The following is a 15049-nucleotide window of genomic DNA, read 5'->3' on the forward strand; positions in this document are numbered from 1 at the left end:
TCGTTAACGTAGCTAAACGATCCCGGGATCCGAAACGACTATCCCGATATGTGGACCGGCTACCGGTCCTCGGTGGACACCTCGTCCGTCTCCTGCCCCCGTCGGACCGACGCGAGCAGCAGTTGGGCCACGTCGACGACCTCGACGTGCTCCCCCGCCACCCCGTCGGCCTGCCGCGCGGTCACGCCGTCGGTCAGCATCACGCGGCAGAACGGGCAGCCGGTCGCGATCTTCGACGGAGCCGTGCCCAGCGCCTCGTCCACGCGGTCGATGTTGATGCGCTTGCCGATGCGCTCCTCCATCCACATGCGCGCTCCACCCGCGCCGCAGCACATAGACCTGTCGGCGTGGCGCGGCATTTCGCGCAACCGCGCGCCGGAAGCGCCAACGAGCTCCCGTGGCGCTTCATAGACCTTGTTGTGCCGCCCCAGGTAGCACGGGTCGTGGTAGGTGACGTCCTCCGTGACCGGTGCCACCGGGATCAACCGCCGCTCCCGCACCAACTTGTTCAGCAGTTGCGTGTGGTGCACGACCTCGTACTTGCCGCCCAGTTGCGGGTACTCGTTGGAGATCGTGTTGAAGCAGTGCGCACAGGTGACAACCACCTTGCGCGTACCGGCCTCGCGGTCCTCGAACACCGCGTTGATGACTTCGACGTTCTGCTGCGCCAGCATCTGGAACAAGAACTCGTTGCCCGCGCGTCGCGCCGGGTCACCCGTGCAGGTCTCTTCCGAACCGAGCACCACGTACTTCACGCCCGCCGTGTGCAGCAACTCGGCGACCGCGCGGGTCGTCTTCTTCGCGCGGTCCTCGAACGCACCCGCGCAACCGACCCAGAACAGGTACTCCGTGTCCGTGGCCAGCTCCCCGTCGAACACCGGCACCTCGAAGTTCAGCTCCTCGGTCCAGGCCAGCCGGTCCTTGGCGTTCTGGCCCCACGGGTTGCCCTTGTTCTCCAGGTTCTTGAACATCCCGCCCAGCTCGCTCGGGAAGTTCGACTCGATCAGCACCTGGTAGCGGCGCATGTCGACGATGTGGTCGACGTGCTCGATGTCCACTGGGCACTGCTCGACGCAGGCGCCGCAGGTGGTGCACGACCACAGCACCTCCGGGTCGATCACGCCCCCGTCGTCCCCGATCAGCGCGCGCTCGGACTCGGCGATGGCCAGCACGTCGATGCCCGCGTACGGGTTGTCCCCGGTGAGGCCGACCTCGTCGCCCGCCATGTCCCGCTTGCCGCCCGCCAGCAGGTACGGGGCCTTGGCGTACGCGTGGTCGCGCAGTTGCGTGATCACCAGCTTCGGCGACAGCGGCTTGCCGGTGTTCCACGCCGGGCACTGGGACTGGCAGCGGCCGCACTCGGTGCAGGTGGTGAAGTCCAGCCAGCCCTTCCAACTGAAGTCCTCGACCTTGCCCGCGCCGAAGACGTCCTTTTCCGGGTCGGCCTCCTCGAAGTCCAGCGGCTTGCCGTCGGACATCATCGGCCGCAGCGGGCCGAGCGCGACGCCGCCGTCGGCCTCGCGCTTGAAGTAGATGTTGAAGAAGGCGCTGAACCGGTGCCACGCCACGCCCATGGTCATGTACCGGGCGACCACGTACACCCAGACCATGGCGCCCATCAGCTTGATGAACGCCAGCACGGACACCAGGTTCGGGCTGGCGGGCAGCAGGTCGCCGATCGGGTTGGTGACGAACGCGGCCCAGGTGGGGACCTCGGCGCCGCCGTGCAGGGCCGCCTTGCCCGCGCGGACGCCGAGGATGCCGACGCCCTCCAGGACCACCACGGCCTCGACGAAGTACGCCTGCCAGAGGTTCGACCCCTGGAACCGGGACAGCCGGTCGGCGCGGCGCGGGTGGTTGAGCTGCCGGATGACGGCCAGCGCGACCCCGCCGACGATGGTGCCGATGCCGAGCAGCTCCATCAGCAGGTGCCACAGGTTCCAGTCGTCGAGGACCGGCCAGCCCCAGGACGGGACGAACACCTCGCCGTACGCCTCGAACAGCGCGGCCGACCCGATCAGGAAGCCCCACATCACCAGCCAGTGCCACGGGCCGACGTGCCGGAACTTGGTCATCCTGGTGTGCGCGGCGAACTCCTTGACCATGGTCCGCAGCCGGGGCAGGAACGGTCCGCCGCGGGTCGGGTCCGGCTGGCCGAGGCGGATGACGGCGACCATCCGCGCGACGGTCCGCACGAACATCCCCCAGGCCACGACGCTGACCGCGACGGCGATCAGCCCCAGTGAAAGCTGCACGGCGCCCATGTGGTGGTGACCTTCCGTCCGGGTTCGGGTGGCAAGACCTTCTTACTGGCCGGTAACCAGGTTCGAGAAGTCTCGGCGGGCCAAGTGTGGCGCACGCCTCGGTAACTACCTGGACACTTGTTCAGGTAGTTTCCTCCGTGTGCACCCGCCCATCTTCCCCGCGATCACCACCAGCGGCCCGGCGACCCGGTGAAGGGCTACCGCCAGGTCGACGGCCGCCGCACTCGGGGCGACCGGCGCAGGCGCGAGATCGTCGAGGCCGCGCTGCGGGTGGTCGAGCGGGACGGGGTCGCAGGCGTGTCGCACCGGTCGGTCGCGGGGGAGGCCGCCGTGCCGCCCGCGTCGGTCACCTACCACTTCGCCACGCTGGACGACCTGCTGGTGGCGGCCCTGGTCTGGTCGGCGGAAGACCTCGCCGCGTCCATCCGGGACGTGATCGAGTCGAGCCGGATCAAGGGCAGCGGGCCCGCGGGCGCGGTCGCCGAGTTGCTCGCCGACGCCCTCGGCCCGCACCGCGGTCGCACCGTCGCCCAGTACGAGCTGTACCTGCTCGCCGCTCGCCGCCCCGCCCTGCGCCCGGCCGCCCGGCTGTGGATCGACGTCCTCACCAGCCTCGGCCGCCAGCCGGACGAGGTCGGCTTCCGCGCCTTCCTGGCCGCCGTCGACGGCATGCTCACCCAGGGCCTGATCGACGACGAACCGCCGACCGCCGCCGAGTTGCTGCCGGTCGTCGAGCACCTGCTGGCCCCGCTCCGCTGAGGTCCTAGGACCAAAGTCGGAGATCACCTGCGACCGCAGTCCGATGTGGATCCGGCCGGACGTCCCTACCGTTGGTACCGGCGACGTGCCCGTCCGGGCGCGGTTCCCGGCTGCCGCTGCCGGGCCGATCGGGGCGCGCTGACCTGCGTAAACACGAAGGGTAGTCATCTGGGGGTAGGGACAACCCCAGGGCCGGGTAGGGGGCGTCCCCGATTCCAGCAAGCGGGCTGCGGTCCTAGCGTCGCCGTTAGCAGGTTTTTCCAGGTTTTAGAGGGGTTGTGGTGATGGCACAACGCGGAGTCACATTGGGGGCGAGCGCCGTGGGGGTGGCGGTCCTGGCGTCTTTGCTGGGCGCGTGCGGCGTCGTCACGACGCAGAAGTACGTCGACGACGCCAAGGTCGACGGTCCGGTCCGGGCGATCCGGATCGCCACCGGCGCCGGGTCGGTCCGGGTGCGGGCGGGCGCGGTCACGACCGTGCGCCGCACCGTCTCGTACCTGGACAGCCGACCCGGCGTCACCCACCACGTCGAGGGGGACGTGCTGGTCCTGCAGGACTGTGCGCAGCGCAACTGCTGGGTGGACTACGAGGTGGTGGCGCCGGAGGGGGTGACCGTGTCGGGCGCGGTCGACTCGGGATCGGTCGACGTCGAGGGGGCGTCGACGGTGAACGTGCGGGCCGACTCGGGCGAGGTGGCGGTGCACCGGGCGTCCGGGGCGGTCAACGTCGTCGCCGACTCGGGGCGGGTCGACCTGGTCGACGTCGGCGGGCGGGTCGCGGTCCAGGCGGGCTCGGGCGACATCTCCGCCAAGAACGTCGGCGACGCCACGCTGCGCGCCGAGTCCGGCTCGGTGGACGCCGCTGTCAACGGGTCGGTGGACGTGAACGCCCAGTCGGGGGACGTGACGTTACGGCTGGCCAAGGTCGCCGCGATCACAGCGGTCACGGACAACGGCTCGGTCGACGTGGTGGTGCCGAGGGGCCGCTACCGGGTCGACGCTCACGCGGGCAGCGGGACCGTGGACAACGCGATTGGCGACGACCACGACGCGGACACCCGGCTCGACCTGCGGGCCGACAGCGGTGACGTCTCGGTCAGGTTCGGCTGAGCCATGACCGAGCTGACGGACTTCACCGAGACCGTGATCCACGAGCGGGCCGACGCGGCCCGCAACCGGCGGCGGATCCTGATCGCCGCCCGCAGGCTGTTCGCCCAACGCGGGGTGGACTCGGTCACCATGGACCAGATCGCCGCCGCGGCCGGGGTCGGCAAGGGGACGCTGTTCCGCCGGTTCGGCGACAAGTCGGGCCTGGCCGCCGCGCTCCTCGACGAGGGGGAACGCGAGCTGCGGCGGCAGGTGGTCACCGGCCTGGCGCCGCTGGGTCCTGGCGCCGGGGCGGCCGAGCGGCTGCGCGCGTTCTTCGACGCCTACCTGGGGTTCCTCGCCGAGCACCTGGACCTGGTGCACCTGGCGGAGACGGCCCGGCCGGGCACCCGGTACCGGATCGCGGCGTACCGGATGTGGCACGGGCACGTGGCCGGGCTGCTCACCGACGCGGGGGTGGCGGGCGACCAGGAGGCGCTGGCGCACGTGCTGCTGGCGGGGGTGGCGGCGGACCTGCAGCGCGCGGTGCGCGGGGAGGTCGCGGCCGCGGGGATGCGCACCGCCGTCCTGCACGTGGTCGACGCCGCGGTGCACGCACAGGTCGACGCACAGGGTGGTCCGCAGGTTGATCCACAGGTCGGACCGCGGGTTCCGCCGCAGGCTGGTGTCGCGGTGGAACCGCAGGTCAGCGCGCGACCGTGGCCGCAGGTGTCACCCGGTTCGGTGGTGACGGTCACGTCGGGAACAACCGACCGGGGTGCCTCGTTGTGGGGGGCAGGAAGGTTGAGCGGGCCGGACTCAAGTTCACCAACCTCAGTCGGGTAGGCTCAACTTTCGCAGGCCCCTTCGCGGGCCGGACACACAGGCACCAGGGCAACATCAGGAGGAAGACATGGCGCGAGCGGTCGGCATCGACCTGGGGACGACCAACTCCGTCGTCGCCGTCCTCGAGGGCGGTGAACCGACGGTTATCGCCAACTCGGAGGGCTCGCGGACGACCCCGTCCATCGTGGCGTTCGCCAAGAACGGCGAGGTGCTGGTCGGCCAGCCCGCCAAGAACCAGGCGGTCACCAACGTGGACCGCACGGTCCGGTCGGTCAAGCGGCACATCGGCACCGACTGGAAGACCGAGATCGACGGCAAGGCGTACACCGCGCAGGAGATCAGCGCCCGGGTGCTGATGAAGCTCAAGCGCGACGCCGAGGCGTACCTCGGCGAGACCATCACCGACGCGGTGATCACCGTCCCGGCCTACTTCGAGGACGCGCAGCGCCAGGCCACCAAGGAGGCCGGGCAGATCGCCGGCCTGAACGTGCTGCGGATCGTGAACGAGCCGACCGCGGCCGCGCTGGCCTACGGGCTGGACAAGGGCGCCAAGGAGCAGACCATCCTGGTCTTCGACCTCGGCGGCGGCACCTTCGACGTGTCGCTGCTGGAGATCGGCGACGGCGTGGTCGAGGTGCGGGCGACCTCCGGCGACAACCACCTCGGTGGTGACGACTGGGACCAGCGGATCGTGAACTGGCTGGTGGAGAAGTTCAAGGGGTCCAGCGGGATCGACCTCACCAAGGACAAGATGGCGCTGCAGCGCATCCGCGAGGCCGCGGAGAAGGCGAAGATCGAGCTGTCCAGCTCGAACAGCGCCAACATCAACCTGCCGTACATCACCGTGGACGCGGACAAGAACCCGCTGTTCCTGGACGAGACGCTCACCCGCGCCGAGTTCCAGCGGATCACCGCCGACCTGCTCGACCGCACCCGCACCCCGTTCAACAACGTGGTCAAGGACGCCGGTGTCTCGGTCGGCGAGATCGACCACGTGGTGCTCGTCGGCGGCTCCACCCGGATGCCCGCGGTCGCCGAGTTGGTCAAGGAGCTGACCGGTGGCCGCGAGCCGAACAAGGGCGTGAACCCGGACGAGGTCGTCGCGGTCGGCGCGGCCCTGCAGGCCGGTGTGCTCAAGGGCGAGGTCAAGGACGTCCTGCTGCTCGACGTGACCCCGCTGTCGCTGGGCATCGAGACCAAGGGCGGGGTGTTCACCAAGCTCATCGAGCGCAACACCACGATCCCGACCAAGCGCTCGGAGATCTTCTCCACCGCGGACGACAACCAGACCACCGTCGGCATCCAGGTGTTCCAGGGCGAGCGCGACTTCGCCGCGGACAACAAGAAGCTGGGCACCTTCGACCTGACCGGCCTGCCGCCCGCCCCGCGCGGCGTCCCGCAGGTCGAGGTCACCTTCGACATCGACGCGAACGGCATCGTGCACGTCAACGCGAAGGACCTGGGCACCGGCAAGGAACAGTCGATGACCATCACCGGCGGCTCCGCGCTGCCGAAGGACGACATCGACCGGATGGTCCGCGACGCCGAGGCGCACGCCGACGAGGACAAGAAGCGCCGCGACGAGGCCGAGGTCCGCAACCAGGCCGAGTCCCTGGTGTACCAGACGGAGAAGTTCGTCCGGGACAACGACGAGAAGATCCCGACCGAGACCAAGGACAAGGTCAACGCCGCGATCGCCGAGGCCAACGAGGCGCTCAAGGGCACCGACATCCCGACCATCAAGTCGGCGATGGAGAAGCTGGCCACCGAGTCGCAGACCATGGGTTCCGCGCTCTACGCCAACACCGGCGCGCAGCCGGGCGCCGAGGGTGCCGATGGCGCGGGCGCGGGTGCCGGTGCGGGCCAGCAGGGCACCGCCGGTGGCGAGGACGTGGTGGACGCCGAGATCGTGGACGAGGGCAAGAAGTGACCTGGACCTCCAGCAAGGGTGAGGTGACCCGATGAGCGACCAGCACGCGGGCGACCCCGCCGAGGAGCCCCAGGTCGTGGTGCGGGACCGGCGGCGGATCGACCCGGAGACCGGGCAGGTCCGCGCCGAGACCGGCGACCTCGAGGCCGAGGTCGAGGCCGAGGTCGTCGTCGACCAGCCGGTCGACGGCCCCGACCTCGACCCGGCGGCCGCGCTCAAGGCCCAGTTGGACGAGCGCACCGCCGACCTGCAGCGGCTGCAGGCGGAGTACCTCAACTACCGCAAGCGGGTCGAGCGCGACCGGGAGGCGGTGATCGCGTCCGCGAAGGCGAGCGTGGTCACCGACCTGCTGTCGGTGCTCGACGACGTCGAGCGCGCCAACGCGCACGGCGACCTGACCGGTGCCTTCAAGGCGGTGGCGGAGAAGCTGGCGGGTTCCCTGCAGAAGGCGGGCCTGGACTCGTTCGGCCACGAGGGCGAACCGTTCGACCCGTCGGTGCACGAGGCCGTGCAGCACAACACCTCCCCCGAGGTGACCGGTCCGACCGTGACCGGCGTGCTGCGCCGCGGCTACCGGTTCGGCGACCGGGTCGTGCGGGCCGCGCTGGTCGCGGTCACCGACGCGGAGTCGGCACCGGCGGCGCCGCCGGTCGAAGAGAGCTGAGCGAGAGGAGGGGACGTCCGTGAGTGCCAGGGACTGGATCGACAAGGACTTCTATCGCGAGCTGGGCGTCTCCTCCGACGCCTCGGACGCGGAGGTCAAGAAGGCGTACCGCAAGCTCGCCCGGGAACTGCACCCCGACGCCAACCCCGGCAACGCCGACGCCGAGGCCCGGTTCAAGGCGGTGTCCGAGGCGTACGGGGTGGTCGGTGACCCGGAGAAGCGCAAGCAGTACGACGAGGCCCGCTCCATGTTCGGCGCGGGCGGCCTGCGCGGCGGCTTCGGCGGCGGCGGCGCCGGTTTCGACTTCGGCGACGTGTTCAACCAGCAGGGCTTCGCGGGTGGCGCGGGCGCGGGCGGCGGTGGTCTCGGCGACCTGTTCGGCAACCTGTTCAACCGCGCCCGCGGCGGCGGTGGCCCGGGTGGAACCGCCACCCGCCCCCGCCGCGGCGCCGACGTGGAAACCGATGTCCGGTTGGACTTCGTCGAGGCCGTCCGCGGCGCGACAGTCCCTTTGCGACTGTCCAGCCCATCCACTTGCGACACATGCCACGGTTCCGGCGCCCGCCCGGGTAGCAGCCCCAAAACCTGCCCCGCCTGTGGCGGCGTCGGTCTGGTCAGCCGCAGCCAGGGCGCTTTCGCCTTCAGCGAACCCTGCCGCGACTGCCGCGGCACCGGCCGCATCGTCGACGACCCCTGCCCCGACTGCGGCGGCGAGGGCGTCAACACGAAAACCCGCACCCTCACCGTCCGCATCCCCGCCGGGGTCGAGGACGAACAACGCATCCGCCTGGCGGGCCAAGGCGAACCCGGCCGAAACGGCGCCGCCGCGGGCGATCTGTACGTGCGGGTCCACGTCACCCCACACCCCCTCTTCGGCCGGAGCGGCGACGACCTCACCCTCAAGGTCCCCGTCACCTTCCCCGAACTGACCCTCGGCACCACCCTCACCGTGCCCACCCTGGACGGTGTGGTGTCCCTCCAGGTCCCCCCCGGCACCACCTCCGGCCGCGTCCTCCGGGTCCGCGACAAGGGCGTCGTCCGCCGTGACGGCAAAACCGGCCACCTGCTGGTCACCCTCCAGGTCGCCGTCCCCACCGACCTCCCCGACGCCGCCAAGGCCGCCCTGGAGACCTACGCGGCCGCCACCGCCGACTTCAACCCGCGCCCCGACCTGACAGCGCTGGTCCAGAAGGCGAGGCAGACATGACGTCCCTCCCCCCGGGCGCCAACGAAGACACCCCCGTCTTCGTCATCTCGGTCGCCGCCCAACTCTCCGGCCTGCACGCCCAAACCCTCCGCAGCTACGACCGCCAAGGTCTCGTCTCCCCCGGCCGCACCCCCGGCGGCGGCCGCCGCTACTCGCTGCGCGACATCGCCCTCCTCCGCGAAGTCCAACGCCTCTCCCAAGAAGCAGGCGTCAACCTCGCAGGCATCAAACGCATCATCGACCTGGAAAACGAAGTCGACGCCCTCCGCGAAACAGTGGCCCACCTAACCGAACAACTGGCCGCCGCCTATGCAGCAGCCGAACAGGCCGCCGCCACCATCCACAAGTCCTACCGCCACGACCTCGTCCCACTACGACAGCAAACCGCCCTCGTAGTCTGGCGCCCCCCAAAACGCGGCTGACAACGCACTCTCCCCAAAGGCCGACTCCCCTCACCCGGGAGTCGGCCTTTGTGCACCTACCTCACCACCCGAACCCGAAATCGGAAAGCCACGCACAAGAAAGCCCAACCACATTCCCACACCACACGCCCGAAACCCGCCCCACCCCACACCGGCACCGCACGACTCAAAGCCAACGCCCCTCATCAACGAAAGCGCCACACCCAACACCGCACACCAAAAACCCCCACGCAAATCGACGAAGCGCCACACCCAACACCGCGCGCCCAAAAACCCCACCCCATATCGACGAAGTCCACCAACCTGCACCGCGCGCCTCGGGACCCGCCGATACCAACTGCCCGTTGTGGTGAAGTTGTTTTGTTTGGGGGGAGCGGTGGCCTAAGCCGGCTGGCGGGTAAGGCCACGCTTGCCGACCTGGATGTCGACGATGGCGGTCAGTTCCTCGGTGGCCAGGGCGTGGAAGACGACGACGTCGTCGAGGCGGTTGAGGAACTCGGGTTTGAAGTGGCGTTGCACCACGGCCATCACGGCGTCGTGGCGGCCGCGGTCGTCCAGGGTGGGGTCGGTGATGGACTGGGAGCCGAGGTTCGAGGTCAGCACCAGGATCGTGTTGCGGAAGTCGACCGTGCGGCCCTGCCCGTCGGTGAGCCTGCCGTCGTCGAGGACCTGCAGGAGCACGTCGAACACATCCGGGTGCGCCTTCTCCACCTCGTCGAGCAGGACGACCGTGTACGGGCGGCGGCGGACCGACTCGGTGAGCTGGCCGCCCTGGTCGTAGCCGACGTAGCCGGGTGGGGCGCCGACCAGGCGGGCCACCGAGTGCTTCTCCGAGTACTCGCTCATGTCGACGCGGACCATGGCGCGTTCGTCGTCGAACAGGTACTCCGCCAACGCTTTCGCCAGTTCGGTCTTGCCGACGCCGGTGGGGCCGAGGAACAGGAACGAGCCGGTCGGGCGGTCCGGGTCGGACACACCTGCCCTGGCGCGGCGGACCGCGTCGGACACGGCGCGCACGGCCTCGGCCTGGCCGACGACGCGGGCGCTGAGCTCGTCCTCCATCCGGAGCAGCTTCTGCGTCTCGCCTTCGAGCAGCCGCCCGGCGGGGATGCCGGTCCAGGCGGACACGACCTCGGCGACGTCGTCCGGGCCGACCTCCTCCTTCAGCATGACCGCGTGGTCGGCTTGGGCGGTGGCGGCGGTGGCCGCGTCGAGGTCCTTCTCCAGGGCGGGGATCCGGCCGTAGCGCAGTTCCGCGGCCCGGCCGAGGTCGCCGTCGCGTTCGGCGCGCTCCGACTCGCCGCGCAGCGACTCCAGTTGTTCCTTGAGCTCGCGGACCTTGTCGATCGAGCTGCGTTCGTTCTGCCACCGCGCGGTCAGCGCGGAGAGCACCTCGCGCTTCTCGGCCAGTTCCGCGCGCAGCGCGGAGAGCCGCTCCTTGGACGCCAGGTCGTCCTCTTTGGACAGTGCCATTTCCTCGATCTCCAGGCGGCGCACGGCGCGCTCGACCCCGTCGATCTCCACCGGCCGCGAGTCGATCTCCATCCGCAGCCGGGACGCCGCCTCGTCGACCAGGTCGATGGCCTTGTCCGGCAGGAACCGGGCGGTGATGTAGCGGTCGGACAGGGTGGCGGCGGCGACCAGGGCCGTGTCGGTGATCCGCACGCCGTGGTGCACCTCGTAGCGCTCCTTGAGGCCGCGCAGGATGCCGATGGTGTCCTCGACCGACGGCTCGCCGACCAGCACCTGCTGGAACCGCCGCTCCAGCGCCGCGTCCTTCTCGATGTGCTGGCGGTACTCGTCCAGTGTGGTCGCGCCGACCATCCGCAGTTCGCCGCGGGCCAGCATCGGCTTGATCATGTTGCCCGCGTCCATCGCACCCTCGCCGGTGGCACCCGCGCCGACGATGGTGTGCAGCTCGTCGATGAAGGTGATCACCTGGCCCGCCGAGTCGGTGATCTCCTTGAGCACCGCCTTGAGCCGCTCCTCGAACTCGCCGCGGAACTTGGCGCCCGCCACCATCGAACCGAGGTCCAGCGACACCACCCGCTTGCCGCGCAACGACTCCGGCACGTCGCCCGCGACCACGCGCTGGGCAAGGCCCTCCACGATCGCGGTCTTGCCGACACCGGGCTCGCCGATGAGCACCGGGTTGTTCTTGGTGCGCCGGGACAGCACCTGCACCACCCGGCGGATCTCGGCGTCGCGGCCGATCACCGGGTCCAGCTCGCCCTTGCGGGCGCGGTCGGTCAGGTCGACCCCGTACTTCTCCAGCGCCTGGTAGGTGCCCTCCGGGTCGGGGCTGGACACCCGCGCCGAGCCGCGCACCTTGGTGAACGCCTCGCGCAGCGCGTCCGGGGTGGCGCCGTGCCTGCTGAGCAGCCTGCCCACCTCACCGCCCTCGGCGGCCAGGCCGACCAGCAGGTGCTCGGTGGAGACGTACTCGTCGCCCATCTCGGTGGCCAGCTTCTGCGCGTGCGTGATCGCGCGCAGCGCCTGCTGGGACAGCGCCGGGGAGGACACGGTCGCGCCGGTGGCCGACGGCAACGCGCGGGCGATCGGCTCGAGCTCCTTGCGCACGACGGCGGGGTCCAGCCCGACGGCGGTGAGCAGCGGCGCGGTCAGGCCGTCGGTCTGGTCGAGCAGCGCGGTGAGCAGGTGCACCGGCTGGATGTCGGGGTTGCCCGCCGCGGACGCCCCCTGGGCCGCCGTCGAGATCGCCTGCTGTGTCTTGGTCGTCGGGTTGAACGCGTCCATCTCCCACCTCGGTCTCGCCACGCGGTGCTGTCACCGGGTTCAACGTCAGCAAAGTTGAGTCAGTTCCGCTCAACTACATCTTCACCCGGACCGGGCGGCCCAGGTGAACGCCAGGCGTACGACCACCCGACCGGGGTACGGACCCCACCACTGGGAGATCACCCACATGTCGCAGTCCGGCTATCCACACCGGTAATGCACTTATCCACAATCCCCAGGTGGTTATCCACAGGCGGTGCGCAGAACGGTCCACAACCCGGCCCACCCGACCGGGGGAACGGCCGCACTGGTGGTGACCAGCGGTGATCCGATCACGGCGCGCGCCCGGCCGCCGGTTAACAGGCGGCAAACGAGACGTCGGTCACAGGTCGCCGTTGAGCTTGCCGAGCAGCCGGGAGAACGCCTCGATGTCCCCGGTCGACCACCCGCCCAGGGTCGCCCGCAACTGCGCCCGCCGGTCGGCCCGGACCTCGGCCAGCCGCGCGGTGCCGGTCTCGGTGAGCTGCACCAGCCGGGCCCGCCCGTCCGACGGGTCGGCCACCCGCTCCACCAACCCCAGCTCGGCCAGCCGGGCCAACTGCCTGCTCACCGTCGACTTGTCCAACCCGGTCAACCCGACCACATCGGCGGCCCGCACCGGCGTGATCCCGCTCAGGTGCACCAGCAGCGCGTACGCGGCGCTGTCCAGACCGGGGTGCACCCGGGCGGCGATGGTCAGCGACAGGCTGCGCGCCCGGCCGAACAGCTTGGCCAGCTCCCGCTCCAGGTCCTGCGCCGCGATCTCCCGCGCGTCGGAGCCCGTCGGTCCCACCGCCACCAGCGTCCCTTCGCCCGACGCCCCCACGCCCGGGGCCGTCACCGTCAAGGGTCTCACCCGGCAGTCGAGCGGGAGTGCAGGTACGCCTCATCGACGACCAGCACCGCCCACCTTGCCCCGGCGAACGCGGTCGGCAGGCCCGGGTGCGCCACCCGCAACCACGCGTCGTCCACCACGCAGGCGTGCCCGTTGACGTGCAGGCCCTGGTCGCCGTCGACCAGCAGCAGGCTCAACCGGGGGTTCACCGCCAGGTTCGCCAGGCCGGGCAGCGGCTCCAACTCCGGGCAGGCGAGCCGCCGGTCGTCGAGGACCTGCACGAACCCGCGTGGACCCGCGCACAGCGTGAAGTCGCACTCGCCGTCGGCGTCGGCGGTCGCCAGGAACGCCCGGTCCATCCGGTGGACCAAGGCGACCATCTCCGGCGTCAACCGGTCCAGCACCGGCGGACGGGCGGGCGCGGGCCGGAGTTCGCGCGTGAGCGGCGGGTCGATCGACACGGGGGACAACGGTGGCACGTCGACGCCGCGTTGCGAAGCCCACGCGGACGATGTACCCCATTGGAAGGAGGGCCCGATACAGGCCGTCAGCAAGAATGACACGAACGTGTGATCCCGACGGTCAACCGGCCAAATCGGGTCTACTGTCGACACCGTCGGGGGATGGATGCGCGAGAACCGTGGTCAAAGCCCGAGAGGTGGAGTCGACACCCCGATCATGACAGCCAACGCAGTGGTGAGCCCCATCCCGGCCTTGCGGCACCGCACCGAGTCCCCCACCGCCGTCAGCACCATGGTGCGGTTGGTGCGGCAGAGCTTCGCCGTGGTGGAACCGCAACACGACCAGGTGGCCCAGTTCTTCTACGGCATGCTGTTCAGCATCGCCCCCTCCGCACGGGAGATGTTCCCGGCGAACATGCAGGTCCAGCGGTCGCGGCTGCTGCGCGCACTCGTGCACATCGTGCAGATGGTGGACCGCCCGGACGACCTCGCCCCGTTCCTGCGCCAACTCGGCCGCGACCACCGCAAATTCGGTGTCGTCAGCAGCCACTACGAGGCCGTCGGCACCGCCCTGATCGCCGCCGTCAAACGCCACGCGGGCGACCACTGGACCGACGAGGTCGAACGCGCCTGGGCCGAGGCCTACACCATCATGGCCCGCGCCATGCTCGACGCCGCCGACGCCGACGACGGCCCAGCCTCCTGGCCCGCCCGCGTCATCGACCACGAACGCCTCGGCTGGGACCTCGCCGTGGTCCGCGTCCAACCGGACTACGCCGTGCCGTACCAGGCGGGCCAGTACGTGAGCGTCGAAGTCCCCCAACGCCCCCGCCTGTGGCGCTACTTCACCCCCGCCAACGCCCCCCGCGCCGACGGCGTCATCGAGTTCCACATCAGAGGCGTCGAAAACGGCTGGGTCAGCCGCTCCATCGTCGCCCACGCCAAAATCGGCGACACATGGCGCATCGGCCCCCCCATGGGCCGCATCCAGGTCGACCGCACCAAAGACCGAAACATCCTGATGATCGCAGGCGGCACCGGCATCGCCCCCATGCGCGCCATCATCGAAGACCTCGCCCAATGGGGCGAAAACCCCCGCATCCACCTCTTCAACGGCGGCCGCGTCCCCGCCGACCTGTACGACCTCCCGCACCTGCAGAACATCGCCGCCTCGAACCCCTGGCTCACCATCACCCCAGTCCTGGAAACCGAGCAACCCCCCGGCACCGAACAAGGCACCCTCGCCGACATCATCACCCGCTACGGCGCCTGGCAAGACCACGAAGTCCTCGTCGCCGGTTCCCCCAGCATGATCCGCTCCACAGTCTCCCGCATGCTGGTCGCCGGAACCCCCCTAGACCACATCACCTACGACCCCTTCACCCTCGACTAAGAGGGCCAAGAACAAGCGTACGAGAAAGCACCACAACACTCCCACACCGGCACCGCACGACTCAAAGCCAACGCCCTGCATCAACGAAGCGCCACACCCAACACCGCACACCCAAAAACCCCACCCCATATCGACGAAGTCCACCAACCTGCACCGCGCGCCTCGGGACCCGCCGATACCAACTGCCCGTTGTGGTGGAGTTGTTTTGTTTGGGGGGAGCGGTGGCCTAAGCCGGCTGGCGGGTAAGGCCACGCTTTCCAGTGGCCCCGCCTTTTTGCCTTACCCAGGCTGCCGCTAGGGGCCCCAAACAAAACAACTTCACCACAACGGGCACCACCGCTTTTATCTGGCGCCCGAGGCCGGCGTCGCCGAAGGCGACCAGGCCGAAACCCGAGCGCAGCGAGGCCC

Annotated in this window: 13 protein-coding genes; 8 read left to right on the forward strand and 5 right to left on the reverse strand. The window is 70.1% G+C overall.

Going from position 1 to position 15049, the window contains the following annotated elements:
* Positions 1-59 precede the first annotated feature (59 nt).
* Positions 60-2264 carry a (Fe-S)-binding protein gene (locus H504_RS36400; protein ID WP_035305391.1) on the reverse strand — a complete coding sequence of 735 codons (2205 nt, stop codon included), beginning with the start codon at positions 2262-2264 and terminating at the stop codon, positions 60-62.
* Positions 2265-2453: 189 nt separating this feature from the next.
* Between H504_RS36400 and H504_RS0122410 the strand changes: the two genes are divergently transcribed.
* From H504_RS0122410 to H504_RS0122440, 7 genes are all read left to right on the forward strand, one after another.
* Entirely contained in the window at positions 2454-3023 is a 570-nt protein-coding gene (locus tag H504_RS0122410; RefSeq protein ID WP_026424607.1) for a TetR/AcrR family transcriptional regulator, read from the forward strand.
* Positions 3024-3307: 284 nt separating this feature from the next.
* Positions 3308-4132 (forward strand): DUF4097 family beta strand repeat-containing protein, encoded by an 825-nt coding sequence (locus H504_RS36405; protein WP_084468023.1) that lies wholly within the window; start codon positions 3308-3310, stop codon positions 4130-4132.
* A gap of 3 nt (positions 4133-4135) precedes the next feature.
* Positions 4136-4954: a TetR/AcrR family transcriptional regulator gene (locus H504_RS36410; RefSeq protein WP_157440570.1), complete on the forward strand. Its 819-nt coding sequence runs from the start codon at positions 4136-4138 to the stop codon at positions 4952-4954.
* 67 nt (positions 4955-5021) lie between these two features.
* Positions 5022-6884: a molecular chaperone DnaK gene (gene dnaK, locus H504_RS0122425; protein ID WP_026424608.1), complete on the forward strand. Its 1863-nt coding sequence runs from the start codon at positions 5022-5024 to the stop codon at positions 6882-6884.
* Positions 6885-6915: 31 nt separating this feature from the next.
* Positions 6916-7548, forward strand: a complete 633-nt coding sequence (gene grpE, locus H504_RS36415; RefSeq protein WP_035305394.1) for a nucleotide exchange factor GrpE — start codon at positions 6916-6918, stop codon at positions 7546-7548.
* A gap of 19 nt (positions 7549-7567) precedes the next feature.
* The gene (dnaJ, locus tag H504_RS0122435; protein WP_026424609.1) at positions 7568-8755 is read left to right on the forward strand and encodes a molecular chaperone DnaJ; all 1188 of its coding nucleotides are present in this window, start codon (positions 7568-7570) and stop codon (positions 8753-8755) included.
* Positions 8752-9177: a heat shock protein transcriptional repressor HspR gene (locus tag H504_RS0122440; RefSeq protein ID WP_026424610.1), complete on the forward strand. Its 426-nt coding sequence runs from the start codon at positions 8752-8754 to the stop codon at positions 9175-9177. The genes dnaJ and H504_RS0122440 overlap by 4 nt, the downstream gene beginning before the upstream one ends.
* Before the next feature lie 381 nt (positions 9178-9558).
* Here H504_RS0122440 and H504_RS36420 read toward each other — a convergent pair whose 3' ends face one another.
* From H504_RS36420 to H504_RS36425, 3 genes are all read right to left on the reverse strand, one after another.
* Positions 9559-11934, reverse strand: coding sequence for an ATP-dependent Clp protease ATP-binding subunit (locus H504_RS36420; protein ID WP_245614405.1), 2376 nt, complete (start codon positions 11932-11934; stop codon positions 9559-9561).
* 361 nt (positions 11935-12295) lie between these two features.
* Positions 12296-12745 carry a MarR family winged helix-turn-helix transcriptional regulator gene (locus H504_RS0122455; RefSeq protein ID WP_157440571.1) on the reverse strand — a complete coding sequence of 150 codons (450 nt, stop codon included), beginning with the start codon at positions 12743-12745 and terminating at the stop codon, positions 12296-12298.
* Positions 12746-12804: 59 nt separating this feature from the next.
* A complete protein-coding gene (locus tag H504_RS36425; RefSeq protein WP_051386137.1) occupies positions 12805-13248 on the reverse strand; it encodes a pyridoxamine 5'-phosphate oxidase family protein in 444 nt (147 codons plus the stop codon).
* Positions 13249-13465: 217 nt separating this feature from the next.
* On the opposite strand from H504_RS36425, the gene H504_RS0122465 reads away from it, so the two are divergent.
* Positions 13466-14641, forward strand: coding sequence for a globin domain-containing protein (locus tag H504_RS0122465; RefSeq protein WP_026424612.1), 1176 nt, complete (start codon positions 13466-13468; stop codon positions 14639-14641).
* 226 nt (positions 14642-14867) lie between these two features.
* Here the strand turns inward: H504_RS0122465 and H504_RS42640 are convergent.
* On the reverse strand, positions 14868-15049 hold a 182-nt coding region (locus H504_RS42640; protein WP_211239383.1), incomplete at its 5' end, for a hypothetical protein.

This window comes from Actinokineospora inagensis DSM 44258 (genome assembly GCF_000482865.1).
GTDB lineage: Bacteria > Actinomycetota > Actinomycetes > Mycobacteriales > Pseudonocardiaceae > Actinokineospora > Actinokineospora inagensis.

Excerpts from the sequence above, each read along its gene's own strand:
- H504_RS36400 (WP_035305391.1), bottom strand. The coding sequence starts at position 2,264 with ATGGGCGCCGTGCAGCTTTCACTGGGGCTGATCGCCGTCGCGGTCAGC.
- H504_RS36405 (WP_084468023.1), top strand. The coding sequence starts at position 3,308 with ATGGCACAACGCGGAGTCACATTGGGGGCGAGCGCCGTGGGGGTGGCG.
- H504_RS36410 (WP_157440570.1), top strand. The coding sequence starts at position 4,136 with ATGACCGAGCTGACGGACTTCACCGAGACCGTGATCCACGAGCGGGCC.
- dnaK (WP_026424608.1), top strand. The coding sequence starts at position 5,022 with ATGGCGCGAGCGGTCGGCATCGACCTGGGGACGACCAACTCCGTCGTC.
- grpE (WP_035305394.1), top strand. The coding sequence starts at position 6,916 with ATGAGCGACCAGCACGCGGGCGACCCCGCCGAGGAGCCCCAGGTCGTG.
- H504_RS0122440 (WP_026424610.1), top strand. The coding sequence starts at position 8,752 with ATGACGTCCCTCCCCCCGGGCGCCAACGAAGACACCCCCGTCTTCGTC.
- H504_RS36420 (WP_245614405.1), bottom strand. The coding sequence starts at position 11,934 with ATGGACGCGTTCAACCCGACGACCAAGACACAGCAGGCGATCTCGACG.
- H504_RS0122465 (WP_026424612.1), top strand. The coding sequence starts at position 13,466 with ATGACAGCCAACGCAGTGGTGAGCCCCATCCCGGCCTTGCGGCACCGC.